At 71.0% G+C, this 19,331-nt stretch carries 16 protein-coding genes; 13 read left to right on the top strand and 3 right to left on the bottom strand.

Features of this window, described 5'->3' with window-relative positions:
* Positions 1 to 250 precede the first annotated feature (250 nt).
* The 4 genes from ispG (at position 251) to OG972_RS12090 (ending at position 4,927) form a co-directional block, all read left to right on the top strand.
* Positions 251 to 1,405 (top strand): flavodoxin-dependent (E)-4-hydroxy-3-methylbut-2-enyl-diphosphate synthase, encoded by a 1,155-nt coding sequence (ispG, locus tag OG972_RS12105; protein WP_266990429.1) that lies wholly within the window; start codon positions 251 to 253, stop codon positions 1,403 to 1,405.
* Between the two features lie 189 nt (positions 1,406 to 1,594).
* Positions 1,595 to 2,440 carry a GNAT family N-acetyltransferase gene (locus tag OG972_RS12100; RefSeq protein ID WP_266980925.1) on the top strand — a complete coding sequence of 282 codons (846 nt, stop codon included), beginning with the start codon at positions 1,595 to 1,597 and terminating at the stop codon, positions 2,438 to 2,440.
* A gap of 137 nt (positions 2,441 to 2,577) precedes the next feature.
* A complete protein-coding gene (locus OG972_RS12095; RefSeq protein WP_266980923.1) occupies positions 2,578 to 3,153 on the top strand; it encodes a GNAT family N-acetyltransferase in 576 nt (191 codons plus the stop codon).
* A 73-nt stretch (positions 3,154 to 3,226) separates the two neighbouring features.
* Positions 3,227 to 4,927, top strand: coding sequence for a proline--tRNA ligase (locus OG972_RS12090; RefSeq protein ID WP_266980921.1), 1,701 nt, complete (start codon positions 3,227 to 3,229; stop codon positions 4,925 to 4,927).
* A gap of 79 nt (positions 4,928 to 5,006) precedes the next feature.
* Here OG972_RS12090 and OG972_RS12085 read toward each other — a convergent pair whose 3' ends face one another.
* The 3 genes from OG972_RS12085 to OG972_RS12075 all read right to left on the bottom strand — a co-directional run bounded on the left by OG972_RS12085 (position 5,007) and on the right by OG972_RS12075 (position 7,079).
* Positions 5,007 to 5,912, bottom strand: a complete 906-nt coding sequence (locus OG972_RS12085; protein ID WP_266980919.1) for an aminoglycoside phosphotransferase family protein — start codon at positions 5,910 to 5,912, stop codon at positions 5,007 to 5,009.
* A 118-nt stretch (positions 5,913 to 6,030) separates the two neighbouring features.
* The gene (locus tag OG972_RS12080; protein WP_266980917.1) at positions 6,031 to 6,468 is read right to left on the bottom strand and encodes a ferritin-like domain-containing protein; all 438 of its coding nucleotides are present in this window, start codon (positions 6,466 to 6,468) and stop codon (positions 6,031 to 6,033) included.
* Positions 6,465 to 7,079, bottom strand: a complete 615-nt coding sequence (locus OG972_RS12075) for a hypothetical protein (protein WP_266980916.1) — start codon at positions 7,077 to 7,079, stop codon at positions 6,465 to 6,467. The genes OG972_RS12080 and OG972_RS12075 overlap by 4 nt, the downstream gene beginning before the upstream one ends.
* A gap of 177 nt (positions 7,080 to 7,256) precedes the next feature.
* Here OG972_RS12075 and rimP point away from each other — a divergent pair, with 177 nt between their 5' ends.
* The 9 genes from rimP (at position 7,257) to OG972_RS12030 (ending at position 19,311) form a co-directional block, all read left to right on the top strand.
* Positions 7,257 to 7,754 carry a ribosome maturation factor RimP gene (rimP, locus tag OG972_RS12070; RefSeq protein WP_266980914.1) on the top strand — a complete coding sequence of 166 codons (498 nt, stop codon included), beginning with the start codon at positions 7,257 to 7,259 and terminating at the stop codon, positions 7,752 to 7,754.
* Positions 7,755 to 7,756: 2 nt separating this feature from the next.
* Positions 7,757 to 8,797: a transcription termination factor NusA gene (gene nusA / locus OG972_RS12065; protein WP_266980912.1), complete on the top strand. Its 1,041-nt coding sequence runs from the start codon at positions 7,757 to 7,759 to the stop codon at positions 8,795 to 8,797.
* A 193-nt stretch (positions 8,798 to 8,990) separates the two neighbouring features.
* Positions 8,991 to 9,269 (top strand): YlxR family protein, encoded by a 279-nt coding sequence (locus tag OG972_RS12060; RefSeq protein WP_266980910.1) that lies wholly within the window; start codon positions 8,991 to 8,993, stop codon positions 9,267 to 9,269.
* A gap of 149 nt (positions 9,270 to 9,418) precedes the next feature.
* Complete coding sequence (infB, locus tag OG972_RS12055) at positions 9,419 to 12,520, top strand: translation initiation factor IF-2 (RefSeq protein ID WP_266980908.1); 3,102 nt, start codon at positions 9,419 to 9,421, stop codon at positions 12,518 to 12,520.
* 137 nt (positions 12,521 to 12,657) lie between these two features.
* Positions 12,658 to 12,951, top strand: a complete 294-nt coding sequence (locus tag OG972_RS12050) for a DUF503 domain-containing protein (protein ID WP_030933278.1) — start codon at positions 12,658 to 12,660, stop codon at positions 12,949 to 12,951.
* Positions 12,952 to 13,053: 102 nt separating this feature from the next.
* Complete coding sequence (gene rbfA, locus OG972_RS12045; protein ID WP_266980906.1) at positions 13,054 to 13,518, top strand: 30S ribosome-binding factor RbfA; 465 nt, start codon at positions 13,054 to 13,056, stop codon at positions 13,516 to 13,518.
* A complete protein-coding gene (gene truB, locus OG972_RS12040; protein WP_266980904.1) occupies positions 13,515 to 14,414 on the top strand; it encodes a tRNA pseudouridine(55) synthase TruB in 900 nt (299 codons plus the stop codon). The genes rbfA and truB overlap by 4 nt, the downstream gene beginning before the upstream one ends.
* Positions 14,415 to 14,624: 210 nt before the next feature.
* Positions 14,625 to 18,314, top strand: coding sequence for a serine protease (locus OG972_RS12035; protein WP_266980902.1), 3,690 nt, complete (start codon positions 14,625 to 14,627; stop codon positions 18,312 to 18,314).
* Positions 18,315 to 18,357: 43 nt separating this feature from the next.
* A complete protein-coding gene (locus OG972_RS12030; RefSeq protein ID WP_266980900.1) occupies positions 18,358 to 19,311 on the top strand; it encodes a bifunctional riboflavin kinase/FAD synthetase in 954 nt (317 codons plus the stop codon).
* Positions 19,312 to 19,331 lie beyond the last annotated feature (20 nt).

The following is a 19,331-nucleotide window of genomic DNA, read 5'->3' as shown; positions in this document are numbered from 1 at the left end:
GGCCTGGCGTCTGCCCGGCCTGGCGCGTCGGCCTGCCACGCTCGCGCCGGACGATCCTGGCGCGACAATCGGGCAGATCGAGCCCGGCGAACCACAGGCGGTGACCAGGCATACATCTGATGTCCGGGCGCCTCTGTTTGTACGGACTTCGGGATGCGGTGTGCTCCGGGTTCCCCCCGGTGCCGTAACCTCGAAGGTCGGAGCCCGCCGATCTCGGGACCTTGATCCACACCTTGGGGATGCTCAGCGCATGACTGCGATTTCTCTCGGAATGCCGTCCGTTCCGACCAAGCTCGCCGACCGGAGGGTCAGCCGCAAGATCCAGGTCGGGTCGGTGGCGGTCGGTGGGGATGCGCCGGTGTCGGTGCAGTCGATGACCACGACCCGTACGTCGGACGTCGGTGCGACGTTGCAGCAGATCGCGGAGTTGACGGCGTCGGGCTGTCAGATCGTGCGGGTGGCGTGTCCGACGCAGGATGATGCGGATGCGTTGGCGACGATTGCCAGGAAGTCGCAGATTCCGGTGATTGCGGATATTCATTTTCAGCCGAAGTATGTGTTCGCGGCGATTGATGCGGGCTGTGCGGCGGTGCGGGTGAATCCGGGGAACATCAAGCAGTTCGACGACAAGGTCAAGGAGATCGCGCGGGCCGCGAGTGATGCGGGGACGCCGATCCGGATCGGTGTGAATGCGGGTTCGCTGGATGCGCGGCTGCTGAAGAAGTACGGGAAGGCGACTCCTGAGGCGTTGGTGGAGTCGGCGTTGTGGGAGGCGTCGCTCTTCGAGGAGCACGGTTTCCGGGACATCAAGATCTCGGTGAAGCACAACGATCCGGTGGTGATGGTCAATGCGTACCGTCAGTTGGCGGCTCAGTGTGATTACCCGTTGCACTTGGGGGTGACGGAGGCGGGGCCGGCGTTCCAGGGGACGATCAAGTCGGCGGTGGCGTTCGGTGCGTTGCTGAGTGAGGGGATCGGGGACACGATCCGGGTGTCGTTGTCGGCGCCGCCGGCCGAGGAGGTCAAGGTCGGTATCCAGATCCTGGAGTCGTTGAATCTGCGGCAGCGGCGGCTGGAGATCGTGTCGTGTCCGTCGTGCGGTCGGGCGCAGGTGGATGTGTACAAGCTGGCGGATCAGGTGTCGGCGGGTCTTGAGGGCATGGAGGTGCCGTTGCGGGTTGCCGTGATGGGCTGTGTCGTCAATGGTCCGGGTGAGGCCCGTGAGGCGGATCTGGGTGTGGCGTCCGGGAACGGCAAGGGGCAGATCTTCGTCAAGGGCGAGGTCATCAAGACGGTTCCCGAGTCGAAGATCGTCGAGACGCTCATCGAGGAAGCCCTGAAGATCGCCGAGCAGATGGAGAAGGACGGCATCGCCTCCGGCGAGCCCGAGGTCTCCATCAGCTGAGGCCGAAGTGGCTGAGGCCGAATTCTTGTCCTGTGACCGTGCCCCGTCCGACGAACAAGCCGTCGGGCGGGGCACGGTCGTGAGAGACCTCACGGTGGCCGTGGATGCTGTTGACGGGCATGGGGCGGCGCCTGCCAGCCTCTTTCGGTACAGTGCGGAAATCAGCAGACCGCATGGTGAGGCCCCCTTGTGTTGACGCAGACCACCACCCGGGTCCTCGAACCCAGCGACCTCGGCGCCGCGCTCGCCATCCTCGAGAGCGACCCCGTCGCCAATGCCTTCGTGACGTCCCGGGTCCAGATCGCAGGGCTCGATCCCTGGCGCCTCGGCGGCGAGATGTGGGGCTGGTACGCGGACGGCAGACTGCGTTCGCTCTGCTACTCCGGTGCCAATCTCGTACCCATCTGTGCCACCCCCGAGGCCATCAGGGCGTTCGCCGACCGGGCCCGTCGGGCCGGCCGCCGCTGTTCCTCGATCGTGGGCCCTGCCGAGCCCACCGCCCAGCTCTGGCGGCTGCTCGAGCCGGGCTGGGGTCCCGCCCGCGAGGTCAGGGCCAACCAGCCGCTCATGGTCACCGAGCGCCCTGCCGCCGGTGTGACGCCCGACCCACTGGTACGCCGCATCCGCAAGGACGAGATAGAGATCCTGATGCCGGCCTGCGTGGCGATGTTCACCGAGGAGGTGGGCATTTCGCCGCTGGCCGGTGACGGCGGACTTCTCTACCAGGCACGCGTCGCCGAACTCATCGGCACCGGCCGCTCCTTCGCCCGGATCGAGGACGGCAAGGTCGTCTTCAAGGCGGAGATCGGCGCTGCCACCCCGCAGGCCTGCCAGATCCAGGGCGTCTGGGTCGCCCCCGAACACCGCGGCCGCGGCCTCTCCGAGACCGGGATGGCAGCGGTCCTGCGCTATGCACTGGCCGATGTCGCACCGGTCGTCAGCCTGTACGTGAACGACTACAACACCGCGGCCCGCAGGGCATACACCCGGGTCGGCTTCCGTGAGGTCGGCGCGTTCATGAGCGTGCTCTTCTGACCGAGACGAAATGGCCGGGAGCGGCACGGCCTCGTCGGCGTGCGCGCCCGACGCCGCCGTCGGCAGCGCTCCTCCCCGCAGCCGCAAGCACTCCTGACACGTATCCCCAGCCCGGCGCGGACAGTAGGGTTCGGCGCATGGCAGCTGATTCAGGGGGCGGCGCCCGCACTCCCAGTGTTCTGGTCGGGCCGATCGATCTTGCCGCGCGGGTGGACGAGGCGCTTGCCGTGCAGGCCGTCGCCTTCGGTCTCGGTCACGACGAGGTCCAGGTACGTCGCCATATCGTCCTCAGACACCTCGAGCACCCCTGCGCCCGCGCCCTCGGCGCCACCACCGCGACCGGCCGCCTCGTCGGGTTCGTCTACGGCATGCCCAACGAACGCGGCCACTGGTGGTCCACCGTCGTCGAACCCTATCTGCGGGCCACCGGCTCCGAGGACTGGCTCGACGACTCCTTCGTGATCACCGAACTGCATGTCCATCCGGAGTTCCAGAACCGGGGCATCGGCCGCACCTTGATCACCACCATCACGGACGCCGTCGATCAGCCGCGCTCCATCCTCTCCGCCATCGACACGGAGAGCCCGGCACGTGGTCTGTATCGCACCCTCGGCTACCGGGACCTGGCCCGGCAGGTGCTGTTTCCCAGCGCTCCCAAGCCGTACGCGGTGATGGGAGCGCCTCTTCCGCTGCGCCGCCGGGACCGGGGCTGAACCAATCGATTTCCGCCCGCCCCCGCCACCCGGCTAACCTCCTGCACATCACCCTTCCGAGCAGGAGTTCATCATGGCCCAGGTCCAGCGCATGTCCCGATTGATGATCAAGACACTGCGCGACGACCCGGCGGACGCCGAGACGCTCAACCACAAGCTGCTCGTCCGGGCCGGTTACGTACGCCGCACCGCGGCAGGCATCTGGACCTGGCTGCCCCTGGGCAAGAAGGTCCTGGAGAACATCACCCGCGTCGTGCGGGAGGAGATGGACGCCATCGGCGGCCAGGAAGTCCTGCTGCCCGCGCTGCTGCCCAAGGAGTCGTACGACGCGAGCGGCCGCTACGACGAGTACGGCGACCTGCTGTTCCGGCTCAAGGACCGCAAGGGCGCCGAGTACCTCCTCGGCCCCACCCACGAAGAGATCTTCACCCAGGTCGTCAAGGATCAGATCACGTCCTACAAGGACCTGCCCGTGATCCTGTACCAGATCCAGACCAAGTACCGCGACGAGGCCCGCCCCCGCGCCGGTGTGCTGCGTGGCCGCGAGTTCCAGATGAAGGACTCCTACTCCTTCGACACCACCGACGAGGGTCTCATCGAGGCCTACCAGCTGCACCGCGCCGCCTACATCCGCATCTTCGAGCGGCTCGGTCTCGACCACCGCATCGTCTCCGCGGTCTCCGGTGCGATGGGCGGCTCGGCGTCCGAGGAGTTCCTGGCACCCGCCCCGGCCGGTGAGGACACCTTCGTCGACTGCCCCGCCTGCGACTACGCGGCCAACACGGAGGCCGTGACCTTCAAGGCCACCCCCGCGGACGGCTCGGCACACGGCCCCGTCGAGGAGCTGGACACCCCCGACACCCCGACCATCGAGACGCTCGCGGCGCACCTCGGTGTCCCGGCCTCCGCGACCCTGAAGAACCTCCTGGTCAAGGTCGACGGCGAGATCGTCGCCGTGGGCGTGCCCGGCGACCGTGAGGTCGACCTCGGCAAGCTCGGCGAGCACCTCGCCCCCGCCGTGGTCGAGCTGGTCACCGCAGAGGACTTCGAAGGCCGTCCCGACCTGGTACGTGGCTACGTCGGCCCGCAGGGTCTGGAGAAGGTCCGCTACATCGCCGACCCGCGCATCGCCCCCGGCACCGCCTGGATCACCGGCGCCAACAAGCCCGGCACCCACGCGAAGAACGTCGTCTGCGGCCGCGACTTCGAGGTCGACGACTACCTCGACGTCGTCGTGGTCGAGGCGGGCGACCCGTGCCCCAGGTGCGGCACCGGCCTCAAGCTGGACCGTGCCATCGAGATCGGCCACATCTTCCAGCTGGGTCGCAAGTTCGCGGACGCGTTCCAGCTCGATGTGCTCGGCCAGAACGGCAAGCCGGTGCGGGTCACCATGGGCTCGTACGGCATCGGCGTCTCCCGCGCCGTTGCCGCTCTCGCCGAGCAGACCGCCGACGAGCAGGGTCTCTGCTGGCCCCGCGAGATCGCCCCGGCCGATGTCCATCTCGTCGCCGCGGGCAAGGCGCTCCAGACCGAGCTGGCCCTCGACGTCGCCGAGAAGCTCGGCGCCGCGGGCGTGCGGGTCCTGGTCGACGACCGTGCGGGCGTCTCGCCCGGTGTGAAGTTCACCGACGCCGAGCTGATCGGTGTCCCGAAGATCCTGGTCGCGGGCCGCCGCTCGGCCGAGGGCGTCCTGGAGCTCAAGGACCGCCGTACGGGCGAGCGCGAGGAACTCACGGTCGACGAGGCGATCGCTCGTCTCGTCGCCCAGGGCTGACACCCGGAATTGCCGAAGGCCCCCGTGCTGTCCGACAGCACGGGGGCCTTCGGCAATTCTGCGAGGGCGGGGCCGGCGCCTACAGCCAGCCCGCGAACTCCAGCGACAGTTCGCCTTCCTGATGACGGCCGACGGTCAGCGCGCGGGTGCCCGACTCCACCGCACGGAACAACGTCCAGCCGTGGAGCCGTTCCCGGTCCACGTCCAGTGAATCCGCGAGCTTGTTGATCCGGCGACGGGCCGTCACGGGGCCGCCCGGGGAGGCGATGAGGTCCTCCACCCGGTCCCGTACCAGCCGCGCCAGGTCGTAGGCACGCTCGCCGACCAGCGGCTCGGGGCCGACCGTCAGCCAGGGCGCCCGTTCCCCCGCCAGCACCTTGCTCTGGCGGAAATTGCCGTGCAGCAGCAGGACTTCGGGGGAGTGGGCGACGAGCTCCTCCCGCGCGGCCAGGGCCGCGGAGACCAGAGGTTCGAGCGCCGGGTCGGCCGCGGCGGCGGCCCGCATCGGGTCCGTGCACCGGCCGGTCCGCTCGGCGACCGTCTCGAAGGAGTGCCCGTTGGGCGGCTCGACCCACAGTCGTCGTACCGTACCCGCCGCCTCCAGGAGTGCCTTCGCCTCCGGCAACGAGCGCAGCGACACCTCGGGATGCAGCCGTTCCAGCAGCAGTGCGTCGCCGCCGGAGCCGAGAAGCCGGACCGCTCCCCAGCCGTTCCAGTGCGCCAGCGCCGCCTGCTCCAGGTCGGGCGCCGCCCCGGCCGGAGCGATCTTGAGCACGGCCGGGGTGCCGTCGGCGCGGCGCACCAGCAGAACGAGGCTGCTGCGCCCACCGGGGGCAGCCACACGCTCGAGAGCCAGCTCCGGCCCGTTGGCGGACAGCGACTCGTTGATCAGCTCGGGGAGCCGCGCCAGCCAGTCGGCGGCGGCCCTCTCCCCGTGCACTTCGCCGAGCGCTCGCACCAGACGCTGCGGCGGTTCGAAACCCATACGTGCTGTGTTCCCTTTCAGAGCCTTCATGAGTGCGTCGGACCGGTCCCGGTCTTCGCATCGGTCACGTCCGTCGGACCGGTCGCGGGCTTCGTGTCAGCCCTGCAGGCCCGCCCGCTCAGGCGGTGCCGTCGGCGGACCGCTCGGTGAGTCCGGGAAAGGTTACGCCGCTGCCCCGCCAGCGGACCGCACGCACCGCGGCCTCCCGCAGTGCGTCTGCGGCCTCTCGCCTGAGCGGCCCCCCGGCAGCCCGTACGAGGTCGGAGTAGACGCCCGCGATCCGGTCCTCCAGCACGGCGGCGAGCTTCACCGCTGCTGCCGAATCCGGCACTGCGAACGGCAGAGCGTACGCGGACTCCGCCGCCACCGGCTCACCGCCCAGGTCACGCACGGTCCGCAGCAGTGCGTCGCGCCGGGCCCGGTGTTGGTGGTAGGCGGCCGTCGCCTCCGCCCGGCGGCCGTCGGCGACCCGGCCGCCGACGACCCCGTACCCGTACACCGCCGCATGCTCGGCGGCGAGCGATGCTTGCGCCGCCTGCAGCGTCTGCGCACTCATGACGAGGTCTCCTTGGCCAGTTCGGTCAACAGATAGGCGTGGGCTGCGCCGGCGGCCGCGATCGACGCGAGCAGCCGGGCCAGCTCGGGTGGCGCTGTGAGGAGCATCGCCGTGTGGGTGTCAGCGGTGCGGCGTTCCGCCGCGGCCAGTTCCTTGACGGCGGTCCTGGCGTCGGCGGCGGGAGAACCCGAAACGGTGGGCGAACCCGAGGGGGCGGGTGAACCCGAAACGGCCGGTGCCCGGTCCGCGCCGCGCATCGCAGTAGTGCCCGCGGTTTCGCCGGCACCCGGCCGCGCCGTCCCGTCCGCCCCGGGCGACAGTGCCTCCGTATGGGCCCGCACGGCATCACGCAGCGGTACGAGCCCGGCCGCGGTCGCCGGATGGGCCGTGACGACCTGCTCGTACTGGGCGAGCAGGGTGCCGCTCGTACGCGCGGCCCTCAATCGCAGCGCGCTCTCCGCCTTCGCCGCCGCTTCCCGCGCACCGGCCGGCGCAGAACCCTTTCGGCCCTCGCCGCTGTCGCCGTCACCGCAGCCGGCCAGCGCCGCCCCCAGGGCGATCGCCCCCGTTACGGTGAGCGCACCCCTGCGCGTCGTCCCCGTGCGCCGCACCTGTTCTCCTTCGGGCGTTGATCTGTCCTGACTGGATCTGTCCTGAAGTGATCACCGCAGGCGAGCGTACCCGCGGCCGACCGGTCGGCGGACGGCAACACCCCTCGGGACCGGATACCCTTTGACCTGACACGCGACGAACCACACAACAGCACACGCGGCCGAGGAGTCACCCGGATGAGCACCACCCAGAGCGAGAGGCTGCGCGGGCTGCTCGAACCGCTCGTCAGCGCCAAGCAGCTGGATCTTGAAGAGATCGAGGTGTCCCGGGCCGGCCGCCGACGTGTGCTGCGCATCGTCGTGGATTCCGACGAGGGCGTGGAGCTCGACGCCTGTGCGGAGCTGAGCCGCGCGATCTCCGAGAAGCTCGACGAGACCGACGCGATGGGCGAGGACGAGTACGTCCTCGAAGTGAGCTCTCCCGGTGCCGACCGTCCGCTGACGGAGCACCGCCACTACGTACGCGCCACCGGCCGCCTGGCCAAGCTGCAGCTGCATGAGGGCGGCGAGCTGGTCGCCCGCATCATCGCCGTCGACGACGAGGGGCTCGACCTCGAAGTGCCGGGCGTCAAGGGTCGCAAGCCCACGTCCCGCCGGGTCTCCTTCGACGGGATCGCCAAGGCGCGCGTGGAGATCGAATTCAACCGCAAGGACAAGAAGGAAGAGGAGGCGTAGCCGTGGACATCGATGTGAAGCTCTTGAGGGGCTTGGCACAGGACAAGGAGATCCCCTTCGACGTGCTCGTCGAGGCGATCGAGTCGGCCCTCCTCATCGCCTACCACCGCACCGACGGGAGCTACCGCCGTGCGCGCGTGGAGCTCAACGAGCGCGGCCATGTGACGGTGTGGGCGAAGGAGGACCCGGCCGACCTCGAAGAGGGCCAGGAGCCGAAGGAGTTCGACGACACCCCGTCCGGCTTCGGCCGGATCGCCGCGACCACCGCCAAGCAGGTCATCCTGCAGAGGCTGCGCGACGCCGAGGACGACAGGACGTTCGGCGAGTACGCGGGCCACGAGGGCGATGTCGTCACCGGTGTCGTCCAGCAGGGCAAGGACCCGAAGAACGTCCTGGTCGACATCGGCAAGCTCGAAGCGATCCTGCCGGTGCAGGAGCAGGTGCCGGGCGAGGACTACACCCACGGGCTGCGGCTGCGTACGTATGTCGTGCGCGTCGCCAAGGGCGTCCGCGGTCCGTCCGTGACCCTCTCCCGGACGCACCCCAATCTGGTCAAGAAGCTCTTCGCGCTGGAGGTCCCGGAGATCGCCGACGGTTCCGTCGAGATCTGCGCGATCGCTCGCGAAGCCGGCCACCGCACCAAGATCGCGGTCCGTTCGACCCGCTCGGGTCTGAACGCCAAGGGTGCCTGCATCGGCCCGATGGGCGGACGCGTACGTAACGTCATGGCCGAGCTGCACGGCGAGAAGATCGACATCGTGGACTGGTCGGACGACCCGGCCGAGATGGTTGCCAACGCGCTGTCGCCCGCCCGGGTGAGCAAGGTCGAGGTCGTGGACCTCGGAGCGCGGTCCGCCCGGGTCACGGTCCCCGACTACCAGCTCTCGCTCGCCATCGGCAAGGAGGGGCAGAACGCCCGCCTCGCCGCCCGCCTCACCGGCTGGCGCATCGACATCCGCCCGGACACCGAGACCGACGCCGAGCGGGACATCGCCGACCGTGAGCGGGCCGAGCGGGCCCGGGACCGGTCCGAGCGGGGCTGAACCGGTACGGGACCGGCGCCCGTCCGGACGATGGACCGAAACGGTCCGGAGACCGGTCGGGCCCGGGTCCGGAGTACGGGACCGATGCGGTCCCGGGGAATAAATCCACGCGGCATGCCGCTGAGATCACGACAACATCCGTTCGATTTTTGCCCCAAAGGGGTGAGGTCGGTGCGGGGAGGTAGACTTAATCGTGTCTGGCCGGACGCACGCCCGCGCTTGCCCTGAGCGAACCTGTGTGGGATGCCGGGAGCGAGCGGCCAAGAGCGAGCTGTTGCGCATCGTGGTGGATGAGGACGCATGCGTCCCCGATCCTCGCGGTACGCTGCCCGGCCGGGGTGCATATGTGCACCCCGTCACTGTCTGTCTCGATCTGGCGGTTCGTCGTCGGGCATTCCCCCGGGCCTTCAAGGCCAAGGGGCCGTTCGATTCCGCGGCACTGCAGCGGTATGTCGAGCGGGTGACACCGTAAGAAACTAGAACGGCACGGGACCCCGTGCGGTCAGGTACCTCGCGAGTTGGAAGTAGGTCGAGATTGCGATGAGCACTCGATGAGTACGCGATGAGTACGCCCATGAAGTAGCGACGGTCCGGCGGTAACCCGGACCTAAAAGGAGCGAAGTGGCTAAGGTCCGGGTATACGAACTCGCCAAGGAGTTCGGCGTCGAGAGCAAGGTCGTCATGGCCAAGCTCCAAGAACTCGGTGAATTCGTCCGTTCGGCGTCCTCGACGATCGAGGCGCCGGTTGTACGCAAGTTGACTGACGCACTGCAGGGGCCCGGCGGCAACGCCGGCAAGTCCGCTGCCAAGCCTGGCGCGCCCCGCAAGGCCGCGCCCGTAAAGCCCGCAGCGCCCTCCCCGGCCGCTGCGGCACGTCCCGCTGCCCCGAAGCCCGGTGCCCCGGCCCCCAAGCCGGCCGCAGCCGAGGCCCCCGGCAGCGCCCCTTCCGCTGCCGCGCCTTCCGCGCCGTCGGCGGGCCCGCGTCCGGGTCCCAAGCCCGCGCCGAAGCCCGCTCCGGTCACCCCGGTGCCCGCGGCAGAGTTCTCCGCTCCGGCCCCGGCCCAGCTTAGCCGCGCCGCAGCAGGCCCCGCGTCCCGCGGGTGCCACCCCGGTCCTCGCCCCGCCCGTCCGGCCCCGGCCGGCGGTCAGCGTGACGGCGGCCGTGGTGGCGAGCGCGACGGTGGCCGTGGTGGCGACCGTCCGGCCCGTCCCGCAGGCCAGGGCGCCCCGCGTCCCGGCGGCGCCCGTCCGGCCGGTCCCCGTCCGGGCAACAACCCCTTCACCTCCGGTGGCTCGACGGGCATGGCCCGTCCGCAGGCACCCCGTCCCGGTGGCGCCCCGCGTCCCGGTGGCGGCCAGGAGCGTCCCGGCGCCCCGCGTCCGCAGGGCGGCCCCGGTGGCGCCCCGCGCCCGCAGGGTCAGGGCGGTGCCCGTCCGACTCCGGGCGGCATGCCTCGTCCGCAGGCTCCGCGTCCGGGCGGTGCGCCCGGTGGTAACCGTCCGAACCCGGGCATGATGCCGCAGCGTCCCGCTGCCGGCCCGCGTCCCGGTGGTGGCCCCGGCGGTGGCCGTGGTCCCGGTGGCGGCGCAGGCCGTCCCGGCGGCGGTGCAGGTCGTCCCGGCGGCGGCTTCGCCGGTCGTCCGGCCGGTCCCGGTGGCGGTGGCGGCGGTTTCGCCGGTCGTCCCGGTGGCGGTGGTGGCGGTGGCGGCGCAGGCCGTCCCGGTGGTGGTGGCGGCGGCTTCGGCGGTCGTCCCGGCTTCGGTGGACGTCCCGGCGGCCCCGGTGGCCGTGGTGGCACACAGGGTGCGTTCGGCCGTCCCGGCGGTCCGGCGCGTCGTGGTCGCAAGTCGAAGCGGCAGAGGCGCCAGGAATACGAGGCCATGCAGGCCCCGTCGGTGGGCGGCGTCATGCTGCCCCGCGGCAACGGGCAGGCTGTCCGTCTGTCGCGCGGTGCCTCCCTCACCGACTTCGCGGAGAAGATCAACGCCAACCCGGCGTCGCTCGTCGCCGTGATGATGAACCTCGGCGAGATGGTCACCGCCACGCAGTCGGTCTCGGACGAGACGCTGAAGCTGCTGGCCGAGGAGATGAACTACGTCCTCGAGATCGTCAGCCCCGAGGAGGAGGACCGCGAGCTGCTCGAGTCCTTCGACATCGAGTTCGGCGAGGACGAGGGTGGCGAAGAGGCTCTGGTCTCGCGTCCGCCGGTCGTGACCGTCATGGGCCACGTCGACCACGGTAAGACCCGACTGCTGGACGCGATCCGCAAGACGAACGTCGTTGCGGGCGAGGCCGGCGGCATCACGCAGCACATCGGTGCGTACCAGGTCTCCTCCGAGGTCAACGGTGAGGACCGCAGGATCACCTTCATCGACACCCCGGGTCACGAGGCGTTCACCGCCATGCGTGCCCGTGGTGCGAAGTCCACCGACATCGCGATCCTCGTGGTGGCGGCGAACGACGGTGTGATGCCCCAGACGATCGAGGCGCTGAACCACGCCAAGGCGGCCGACGTGCCGATCGTGGTCGCGGTCAACAAGATCGACGTCGAGGGTGCCGACCCGACCAAGGTGCGCGGTCAGCTCACCGAGTTCGGGCTGGTGGCCGAGGAGTACGGCGGCGACACGATGTTCGTCGACATCTCCGCCAAGCAGGGCCTGAACATCGAGGCTCTTCTGGAGGCCGTCGTCCTCACCGCCGATGCCTCGCTCGACCTGCGGGCCAACCCGGAGCAGGACGCGCAGGGTATTGCGATCGAGTCCCACCTCGACCGCGGCCGTGGTGCCGTTGCGACCGTCCTGGTCCAGCGAGGCACGCTGCGGGTCGGCGACACGATGGTGGTCGGCGACGCGTACGGCCGAGTCCGCGCGATGCTCGACGACAAGGGCGAGAACGTCGAGGAAGCGGGTCCGTCGACCCCCGTCCTCGTCCTCGGTCTCACCAATGTCCCGGGCGCCGGCGACAACTTCCTGGTCGTCGACGAGGACCGTACGGCCCGTCAGATCGCCGAGAAGCGTGCCGCCCGTGAGCGCAACGCCAACTTCGCCCGCAAGGGTGTCCGGTTCTCCCTGGAGAACCTCGACGAGGCGCTCAAGGCCGGTCTGGTCCAGGAACTCAACCTCATCATCAAGGGCGACGCGTCCGGTTCGGTGGAGGCTCTCGAGTCCTCGCTGCTCCAGCTCGACGTCGGTGACGAGGTCGACATCCGGGTCCTGCACCGCGGTGTGGGTGCGGTCACCGAGTCGGACATCGACCTGGCGACCGGCTCCGACGCCATCGTGATCGGCTTCAACGTGCGCGCCGCAGGGCGTGCGCAGCAGATGGCCGAGCGCGAAGGTGTGGACGTCCGGTACTACTCGGTCATCTACCAGGCGATCGAAGAGATCGAAGCGGCCCTCAAGGGCATGCTCAAGCCGGAGTACGAAGAGGTCGAGCTCGGTACGGCGGAGATCCGCGAGATCTTCCGCTCGTCCAAGCTGGGCAACATCGCCGGTGTGCTGGTCCGGTCCGGCGAGGTCAAGCGCAACACCAAGGCGCGCCTGCTGCGCGATGGCAAGGTCATCGCGGAGAACCTCAACATCTCCGGTCTGCGCCGCTTCAAGGACGACGTCACCGAGATCCGCGAAGGCTTCGAGGGCGGTATCAACCTCGGAAACTTCAACGACATCAAGATCGACGACGTCATCGCGACGTACGAGATGCGCGAGAAGCCGCGAGGCTGACCCGTACCTCAACAGTCGGGGCCGGTCGACGGGTCGTATTTCCGTCGATCGGCCCCGGCCGTTCCGTGTACGGTTCTTGTGTCCCTGCCAAGCGCTGGCAGGGCGCGAACCCGAACCGGCGGGACATCCGGACATCCATGTATGTGGGGACACTGTCCTTCGATCTGCTCCTCGGCGACGTACGGTCGTTGAAGGAGAAACGCTCCATCGTCCGTCCCATCGTCGCCGAGCTCCAGCGCAAGTACGCGGTGAGTGCGGCGGAGACGGGCGGACAGGATCTCCATCGCAGGGCCGAGATCGGTCTTGCCGTGGTCTCCGGGGACACCGGACACCTCACGGACGTACTGGACCGGTGCGAGCGGCTGGTGGCCGCCCGGCCCGAGGTGGAGCTGCTGTCGGTTCGACGGCGGCTGCACAGCGACGAAGACTGAACAACGTCAGAACTGTCAGACGTGAAATCGTCCGACGCGGAAGCGCAGGACGCCGGAAGCGTCGGACCGTAAGCAACCCCCAGAAGGAAGAGTGACGGACCGGTGAGCGACAACGCGCGGGCCCGAAAGCTGGCCGATCGCATCCAGGTCGTGGTCGCGGAGACCCTGGACCGGCGTATCAAGGATCCGCGGCTCGGATTCGTGACGATCACGGACGCCCGGGTCACCGGCGACCTGCGGGAGGCCACGGTCTTCTACACGGTCTACGGCGACGACGAGGAGCGGGCGGCCTCCGCCGCGGCGCTGGAGAGCGCCAAGGGCGTGCTCCGGTCCGAGGTCGGCCGGCAGACCGGGGTCCGGTTCACGCCGACCCTGGCCTTCGTCCCCGACGCACTGCCGGACAACGCACGCACCATCGAGGACCTCCTCGACAAGGCGCGGGCCAAGGACGCGCAGGTGCGCGAGGTGTCGACCGGTGCGAAGTACGCGGGCGACGCGGACCCGTACCGCAAGCCGGAGGACGCCGCCGACGAGTCCGACGAGAACGAGGGCTCAGCCTCCGAATGACACAGCAGAACAAGACGCCGGACGGCCTTGTCATCGTCGACAAGCCGTCCGGCTTCACTTCGCACGACGTCGTCGCCAAGATGCGCGGCATCGCCCGCACCCGCCGCGTCGGCCACGCCGGCACGCTGGACCCGATGGCAACGGGCGTTCTCGTGCTCGGCGTCGAGAAGGCCACCAAGCTGCTCGGTCACCTCGCGCTGACCGAGAAGGAGTACCTCGGCACGATCCGCCTCGGCCAGGACACCGTCACGGACGACGCGGAGGGCGAGATCACGTCGTCCACCGACGCGTCGGGCGTCACGCGGGAGGGCATCGACGCGGGTGTCGCCGCACTGACCGGCGCGATCATGCAGGTGCCGTCCAAGGTCAGCGCCATCAAGATCGACGGAAAGCGGTCGTACGCCCGGGTGCGCGGTGGCGAGGAGTTCGAGATCCCGGCCCGGCCGGTGACCATCTCGTCCTTCAACGTCTACGACGTCCGTGAGGCGGTCGCGGAGGACGGGACCCCGGTCGTCGACCTGGTCGTCTCCGTCGTCTGCTCCTCCGGTACGTACATCCGTGCCCTCGCCCGCGATCTCGGCGCCGGGCTCGGCGTCGGCGGGCATCTGACCGCGCTGCGGCGCACCCGCGTCGGTCCGTACGGTCTCGATGCGGCGCGGACGCTCGATCAGCATCAGGAGAAGCTGACCGTGATGCCGGTCGCGGAGGCCGCCGCCGCGGCGTTCCCGCGCTGGGACGTGGACGAGAAGCGGGCCAAGCTGCTGCTGAACGGCGTGCGGCTGGACATGCCCTCGTACCCGCCGGGGCCGGTCGCGGTCTTCGGGCCCGACGGGACCTTCCTGGTGCTCGTCGAGGAACAGAAGGGCAAGGCCAGGAGCCTTGCCGTCTTCGCCTGACGGGACGGGTTCTGCCGGTCGCTGATCCGGATCCCCATCGTGGAGCGGGCAGCCCCCCGCCCGCTCCACGATCCCCCCTCTGGTGTCTGTCCACCGGAACCCACTGATTCACCTGAATGGGCAGGCGCTCGGAGTGATTCAGGGTGCACTCGGGGGCGCTTTTGCTCCGAGCGCTTCCCGCGCCGATCATCGCCGACCTAACGTCGGACCATGGGAAGCGGGGACCGGTCGACGCTGGTACGTATCTGCGATCCGGCCGGCCGACTGCGGGGCACAGGGTTCGTCGCGGACGACCGCGGCACGGTCGTGACCAGTCATGAAGCGGTCGACGGACTTGCCCGGCTTGTCCTGTACGGAACAGGTGACCGGAGCCGCTCCGTCGGGGCCGAGGCGATCACCGCGCTCCCGGAGCTGGACCTCGCGCTCGTGCGCACCGGGGGGCTCGACGTGCTCGGCGTGGAGCCGCTGCCGATCGTCCAGCGGGACCGGATCGAGCCGGGTACGTACGTACGCATCGCCGCCCATGGGTGGCGGGAGGCGCGGGTGCTGGGCGCGGTGCCCGTGACGTACGGCGCGGTCGGCCGTTCCCACCGGGCCGGCGCCGCCCTGGAGCTGGCGCTCGGCACGGACGGCAGCGACGCCCTGCGGCTGCGCGGCGCGGCGATCGGCGGGCCCGTGCTCGATCCGCAGACCGGCGCTGTCATCGCGGTGCTCGGCACCGCCCTGCGCGCCGCACACGCTGCCGCCGGGTTCGCGGTGCCGCTCACGGGCGGGGAAGCCGAAGGGCCGCTGGGCGCGCTGCTGCGGCGCAACGCGACAAGCGTCCCCGGGTACGGGCGTGACCTCAACCTTGCGGGAGCCCTGCAGCTCACCGCGATGTCGATCGGTTCGGCAGGAGGCCCCAGCGCCTGGCCCGACCCCGTCGAACGCCCGGACACCACTGCGGAGTTGACGGCGTTCATGGCCGCCGGGGAACGTTCCGAGGTCGTCCTCGGCCTCGTGGGAGTGCCGGGTACCGGCCGCACCACCGAACTCGCCGCGCTCGCCGCCCGCCGCGCCCCCGGCTCCGACCCCGCCCTCACCGTCTGGCTGCGTGGCGCGGACCTGCTGGCCGACGACACCTCGGTGGCCGACGCGATCACCCGTACGCTCGGCCAGGCCGGTCGGATCGTCACCGCAGCCGGGGCCGGGGGCGACATGGCGACGGCCACTCCCGAGCGGGTGGCACGGCTCGCCGCGGACTCGGGAACCCCGCTGCTCGTCCTGCTGGACGGCCCCGAGGAAATGCCGCCCCTCCTCGCCCACCGGCTGGACCGGTGGACCGCCGGAACGGTCGGATGGCTGCGGGACAACGAGGTGCGCCTCGTGGTCGCCTGCCGGCCCGAGCACTGGGAGACCGCCGGTGCGTTCTGCCCGCCCGACGCGCTGCACCGCCCCGCCGGCCCGGCCCGCGGACTTCCGTCCGCCGTGCGCCTGGGCGATCTCACCGCGAGCCAGGCCGAACAGGCCAGGGGGCGTTACGCCCTCCCGTCCGATGCCCTCGCCCTCGGGCACGACCGGCACCCGCTCACCCTGCGGCTGCTCGCCGAGGTACGCAAGGCGCTCCCCGCGGACGTGCCCGGGCAGCCGGACTCGGAGGACGTCTTCGGCGCCCATCTGGACCTGATGTGCCTGCGCATCGCGGTCCGCATCGCCGCGGCGTCCCGCCCGGCCCTCAGGGGCACGGCGGTGCGCCGGCTGGCCGCGCAGGTTGCCGGACAGGTCCACGAGGCCGCACGGCGCTGTCTGGGACCGGGACAGGGGGAACTGGACCGGGCGGCGTTCGAGGAGGTCTTCCCCTGGCGCACGGGCTGGGCCCCGGCGGTCCTCGCCGAGGGGCTGCTCGTCCCGGCGGGTGCGGGCTACCGCTTCGCCCACGAGGAGCTGGGGGACTGGGTGCAGGGCACGCATCTGGACCTGGACGCGGCACTCCGGGCCCTGGTCCACCGTTGGCACGCGGACGAGCCGGGTCAGCAGGTGAGGGCGGCGCAGGAGCGTGTCCCGGCACCCCGGAGCCCGCAGCCGGGCAGTCGACGGGCACTGCCCGGCGCGGAGCCGACAGCGCCGGCCCAGTCGCGAGAGCCCCGCACCCTCCCTGTACCGCGCCATCGGATCGGCCCGGTGATCCAGGCGCTCCTGCTCCTGGGCCGCCGTCAGGGCTCCGCCGTGCTCGCCCACCCGCTGGCCGATCTGATCGAGGCGATGGACCGGCTGTCGACACGGACGGACGGGGGAGCCGGGGACCGGGCACCGGCCGACGGCGCCGAGAGGACCGGGCCGCTGCGCGATGCCTCCTGGTGGGCCGCCCACCTGCTCGCGGAGACGCTGCTCCGGGTGCCCGACGCCAGGCCGTACCTCGGGGTGGCCCGGCTGCTCACGGGGCGCATCGTCCGACGCGCCGGTGCGCTCGGGGCGTACGGCGAGTTCAGCCCGTGGTTCTGGCGGCGGCTGCGGCTGCCCGAGGCGGACCGGATCGATCTGCTGAGGCGGCTCGTGCCCGCGGACGGTACGCCGCGCGGGGACGGGGGCCGCGACGGTGACGACGACGCCCGTGACGGCGGCGGCAACGGGGAGGAGCGGTTTCTGGACGTGGTGGCCCGGCGGCTCGTCGCCCGGCCCCGGACCGTGCAGCCGCTGCTCTGTCTCTGGTTCACCGATGAGCGCCCGCTGTCCGCCGAGGACGGTGCGGCGACGCGGCCGACCGTGGCCGCCGCCGCGCAGGCGTTGCTGTACGCCCGCCGTGACCTCGCCGTCGACGATCTGACCGACGCGCTCGTCGCGACCGTGCATCCCCGCGCCGACGAGTTGCTCGCCACGCTCGCCGAGGACGAGCCGGCCGTGCTCTGCCGGGCCGTCGATCGCTGGGCGCGCGACGACGTCCGGCGGGCCCGGCGCGTCGCTGCCGCCTCGTACGGACTCGTCACCGCACCGCACGCCACCCGCGACACCGACCGTGAGCTCCTGCGCCGCTCCGCGCTCTCCCTGCTGGCCCGCCCCGGCGACGGCGATCTGCACGGGGCCGCGCTCGTCCTCCTGGTCCGTGATCCGCACACCAGGAACCGCTATCTGCCCCAGGCCCTGCGGGTCTTCGTGCGGGGCGATCCCTATCTGTCCGCGGCAGCGCTCGCCGTCGCCCTGCCGACGCATCCCGAGCCGGTGATCGGCGCGTTCCGGGACCGGCTCACCCGGCCCGGGGACGGTGCGGGTGAGGCGCTGCGCTCCCTCGCCGGGATCGACGCCCCGGCGCTGGCCCTGCACGCGGCAGGGCTGGTGCGGGCGTACGCCGACAACCATCCGGACGGCGGCGCGCACGTGGCCGCGTACCTCGACCGCAGGCTGGAGCACGGGCCCGCCGCCCGTGCGCTGCTGCTGCCCTTGGTGACCGGCCTGCTGCGGGACCGGCCCGCTTCCGCGCCCGTGCGCGGTGCGCTCGCCCGGGTGCTCGCCGTACCGGGGACGCCCGCCTCCGGGGCAGTGCGGGCCGAGCTGCTGGAAGTCCTGCTGGAGTTCGAGCAGGGCGCCCACCGGGACCCGGTCGTCCTCGACGCGCTGCTCTGCGCGGCGGCCCACGGATCCGACCGGCGTGCGCCGGTCCGTACCCGGGCGCTCGTCCACCGCACCGGGATGCTGCTGGTTCGCACCCCTGAGGGCGCCGCCCGTTTCGACCGCCGGTTGGTCGAATTGGCCCGGGACGTGCCCGGATTTGCGGAACTGGTCACCGGGTGGCTGGCCGATGCCCCGCAGGAGTGGGCGGCGGTCATCGGCCCCGGTGCGCGGCGGACCGTGGAGGCGGTGTCCACCGCGATGCCGATGCCGATGCAGGCCGCGGGTCGTGGGCATGGCAGTCTTAGACCTGCATAAGAGATACACCCACGTACACAGGTTCGGGCGAGGAGCGGTCAGAGTGCAGCGCTGGCGTGGCTTGGAGGACATCCCCCAGGACTGGGGACGCAGCGTCGTCACCATCGGCTCCTACGACGGGGTGCACCGCGGGCACCAGCTGATCATCGGCAGAGCCGTCGACCGGGCGCGCGAGCTCGGCGTGCCGTCGGTCGTCGTGACCTTCGACCCGCACCCCAGCGAGGTCGTACGGCCCGGCAGCCACCCGCCGCTGCTCGCCCCGCACCACCGGCGCGCGGAGCTGATGGCCGAGCTGGGCGTGGACGCGCAGCTGATCCTGCCGTTCACCACCGAGTTCTCGAAGCTGGCGCCCGCCGACTTCATCGTGAAGGTGCTGGTCGACAAGTTGCATGCGCAGCTCGTGATCGAGGGCCCCAACTTCCGGTTCGGTCACAGGGCCGCGGGGAACGTGCAGCTGCTCACCGAGTTCGGTGCGACGTACGACTACGGCGTCGAGGTCATCGATCTGGTTCTGAGCGGCGAGGCGGGCGGCGGCGATCCGTTCTCCTCCACCCTCACCCGCAGGCTCGTTGCCGAGGGCGATGTGGCGGGCGCAGCCGAGGTCCTGGGCCGCCCGCACCGGGTCGAGGGCATCGTCGTCCGCGGCGCGCAGCGTGGCCGCGCACTGGGCTTCCCGACGGCGAACGTGGAGACCCTGCCGCACACCGCGATCCCTGCCGACGGCGTGTACGCGGGCTGGCTGAACGTGGACGACGAGGCGATGCCCGCCGCGATCTCGGTCGGCACCAACCCGCAGTTCGACGGTACGGAGCGGACGGTCGAGGCGTACGCGATCGACCGCGTCGGCCTTGATCTGTACGGGCTCCATGTGTCCGTCGACTTCCTCGCCTACGTCCGCGGGATGCAGAAGTTCGACTCGATAGACGACCTGCTGGTGGCGATGGCCGCCGATGTGAAGCGGGCCGGCGAACTGATCGCGGCGTACGACCGCGGCTGACCTTCCTCGCGTACGCCTCC

The organism is Streptomyces sp. NBC_01669, from assembly GCF_026339735.1.
GTDB lineage: Bacteria > Actinomycetota > Actinomycetes > Streptomycetales > Streptomycetaceae > Streptomyces > Streptomyces yanii.
This window is presented reverse-complemented; position numbering and strand designations above follow the sequence as displayed.

Excerpts from the sequence above, each read along its gene's own strand:
- OG972_RS12090 (WP_266980921.1), top strand. The coding sequence starts at position 3,227 with ATGGCCCAGGTCCAGCGCATGTCCCGATTGATGATCAAGACACTGCGC.
- OG972_RS12085 (WP_266980919.1), bottom strand. The coding sequence starts at position 5,912 with ATGGGTTTCGAACCGCCGCAGCGTCTGGTGCGAGCGCTCGGCGAAGTG.
- OG972_RS12035 (WP_266980902.1), top strand. The coding sequence starts at position 14,625 with ATGGGAAGCGGGGACCGGTCGACGCTGGTACGTATCTGCGATCCGGCC.
- truB (WP_266980904.1), top strand. The coding sequence starts at position 13,515 with ATGACACAGCAGAACAAGACGCCGGACGGCCTTGTCATCGTCGACAAG.
- OG972_RS12050 (WP_030933278.1), top strand. The coding sequence starts at position 12,658 with ATGTATGTGGGGACACTGTCCTTCGATCTGCTCCTCGGCGACGTACGG.
- OG972_RS12095 (WP_266980923.1), top strand. The coding sequence starts at position 2,578 with ATGGCAGCTGATTCAGGGGGCGGCGCCCGCACTCCCAGTGTTCTGGTC.
- ispG (WP_266990429.1), top strand. The coding sequence starts at position 251 with ATGACTGCGATTTCTCTCGGAATGCCGTCCGTTCCGACCAAGCTCGCC.
- rimP (WP_266980914.1), top strand. The coding sequence starts at position 7,257 with ATGAGCACCACCCAGAGCGAGAGGCTGCGCGGGCTGCTCGAACCGCTC.
- OG972_RS12080 (WP_266980917.1), bottom strand. The coding sequence starts at position 6,468 with ATGAGTGCGCAGACGCTGCAGGCGGCGCAAGCATCGCTCGCCGCCGAG.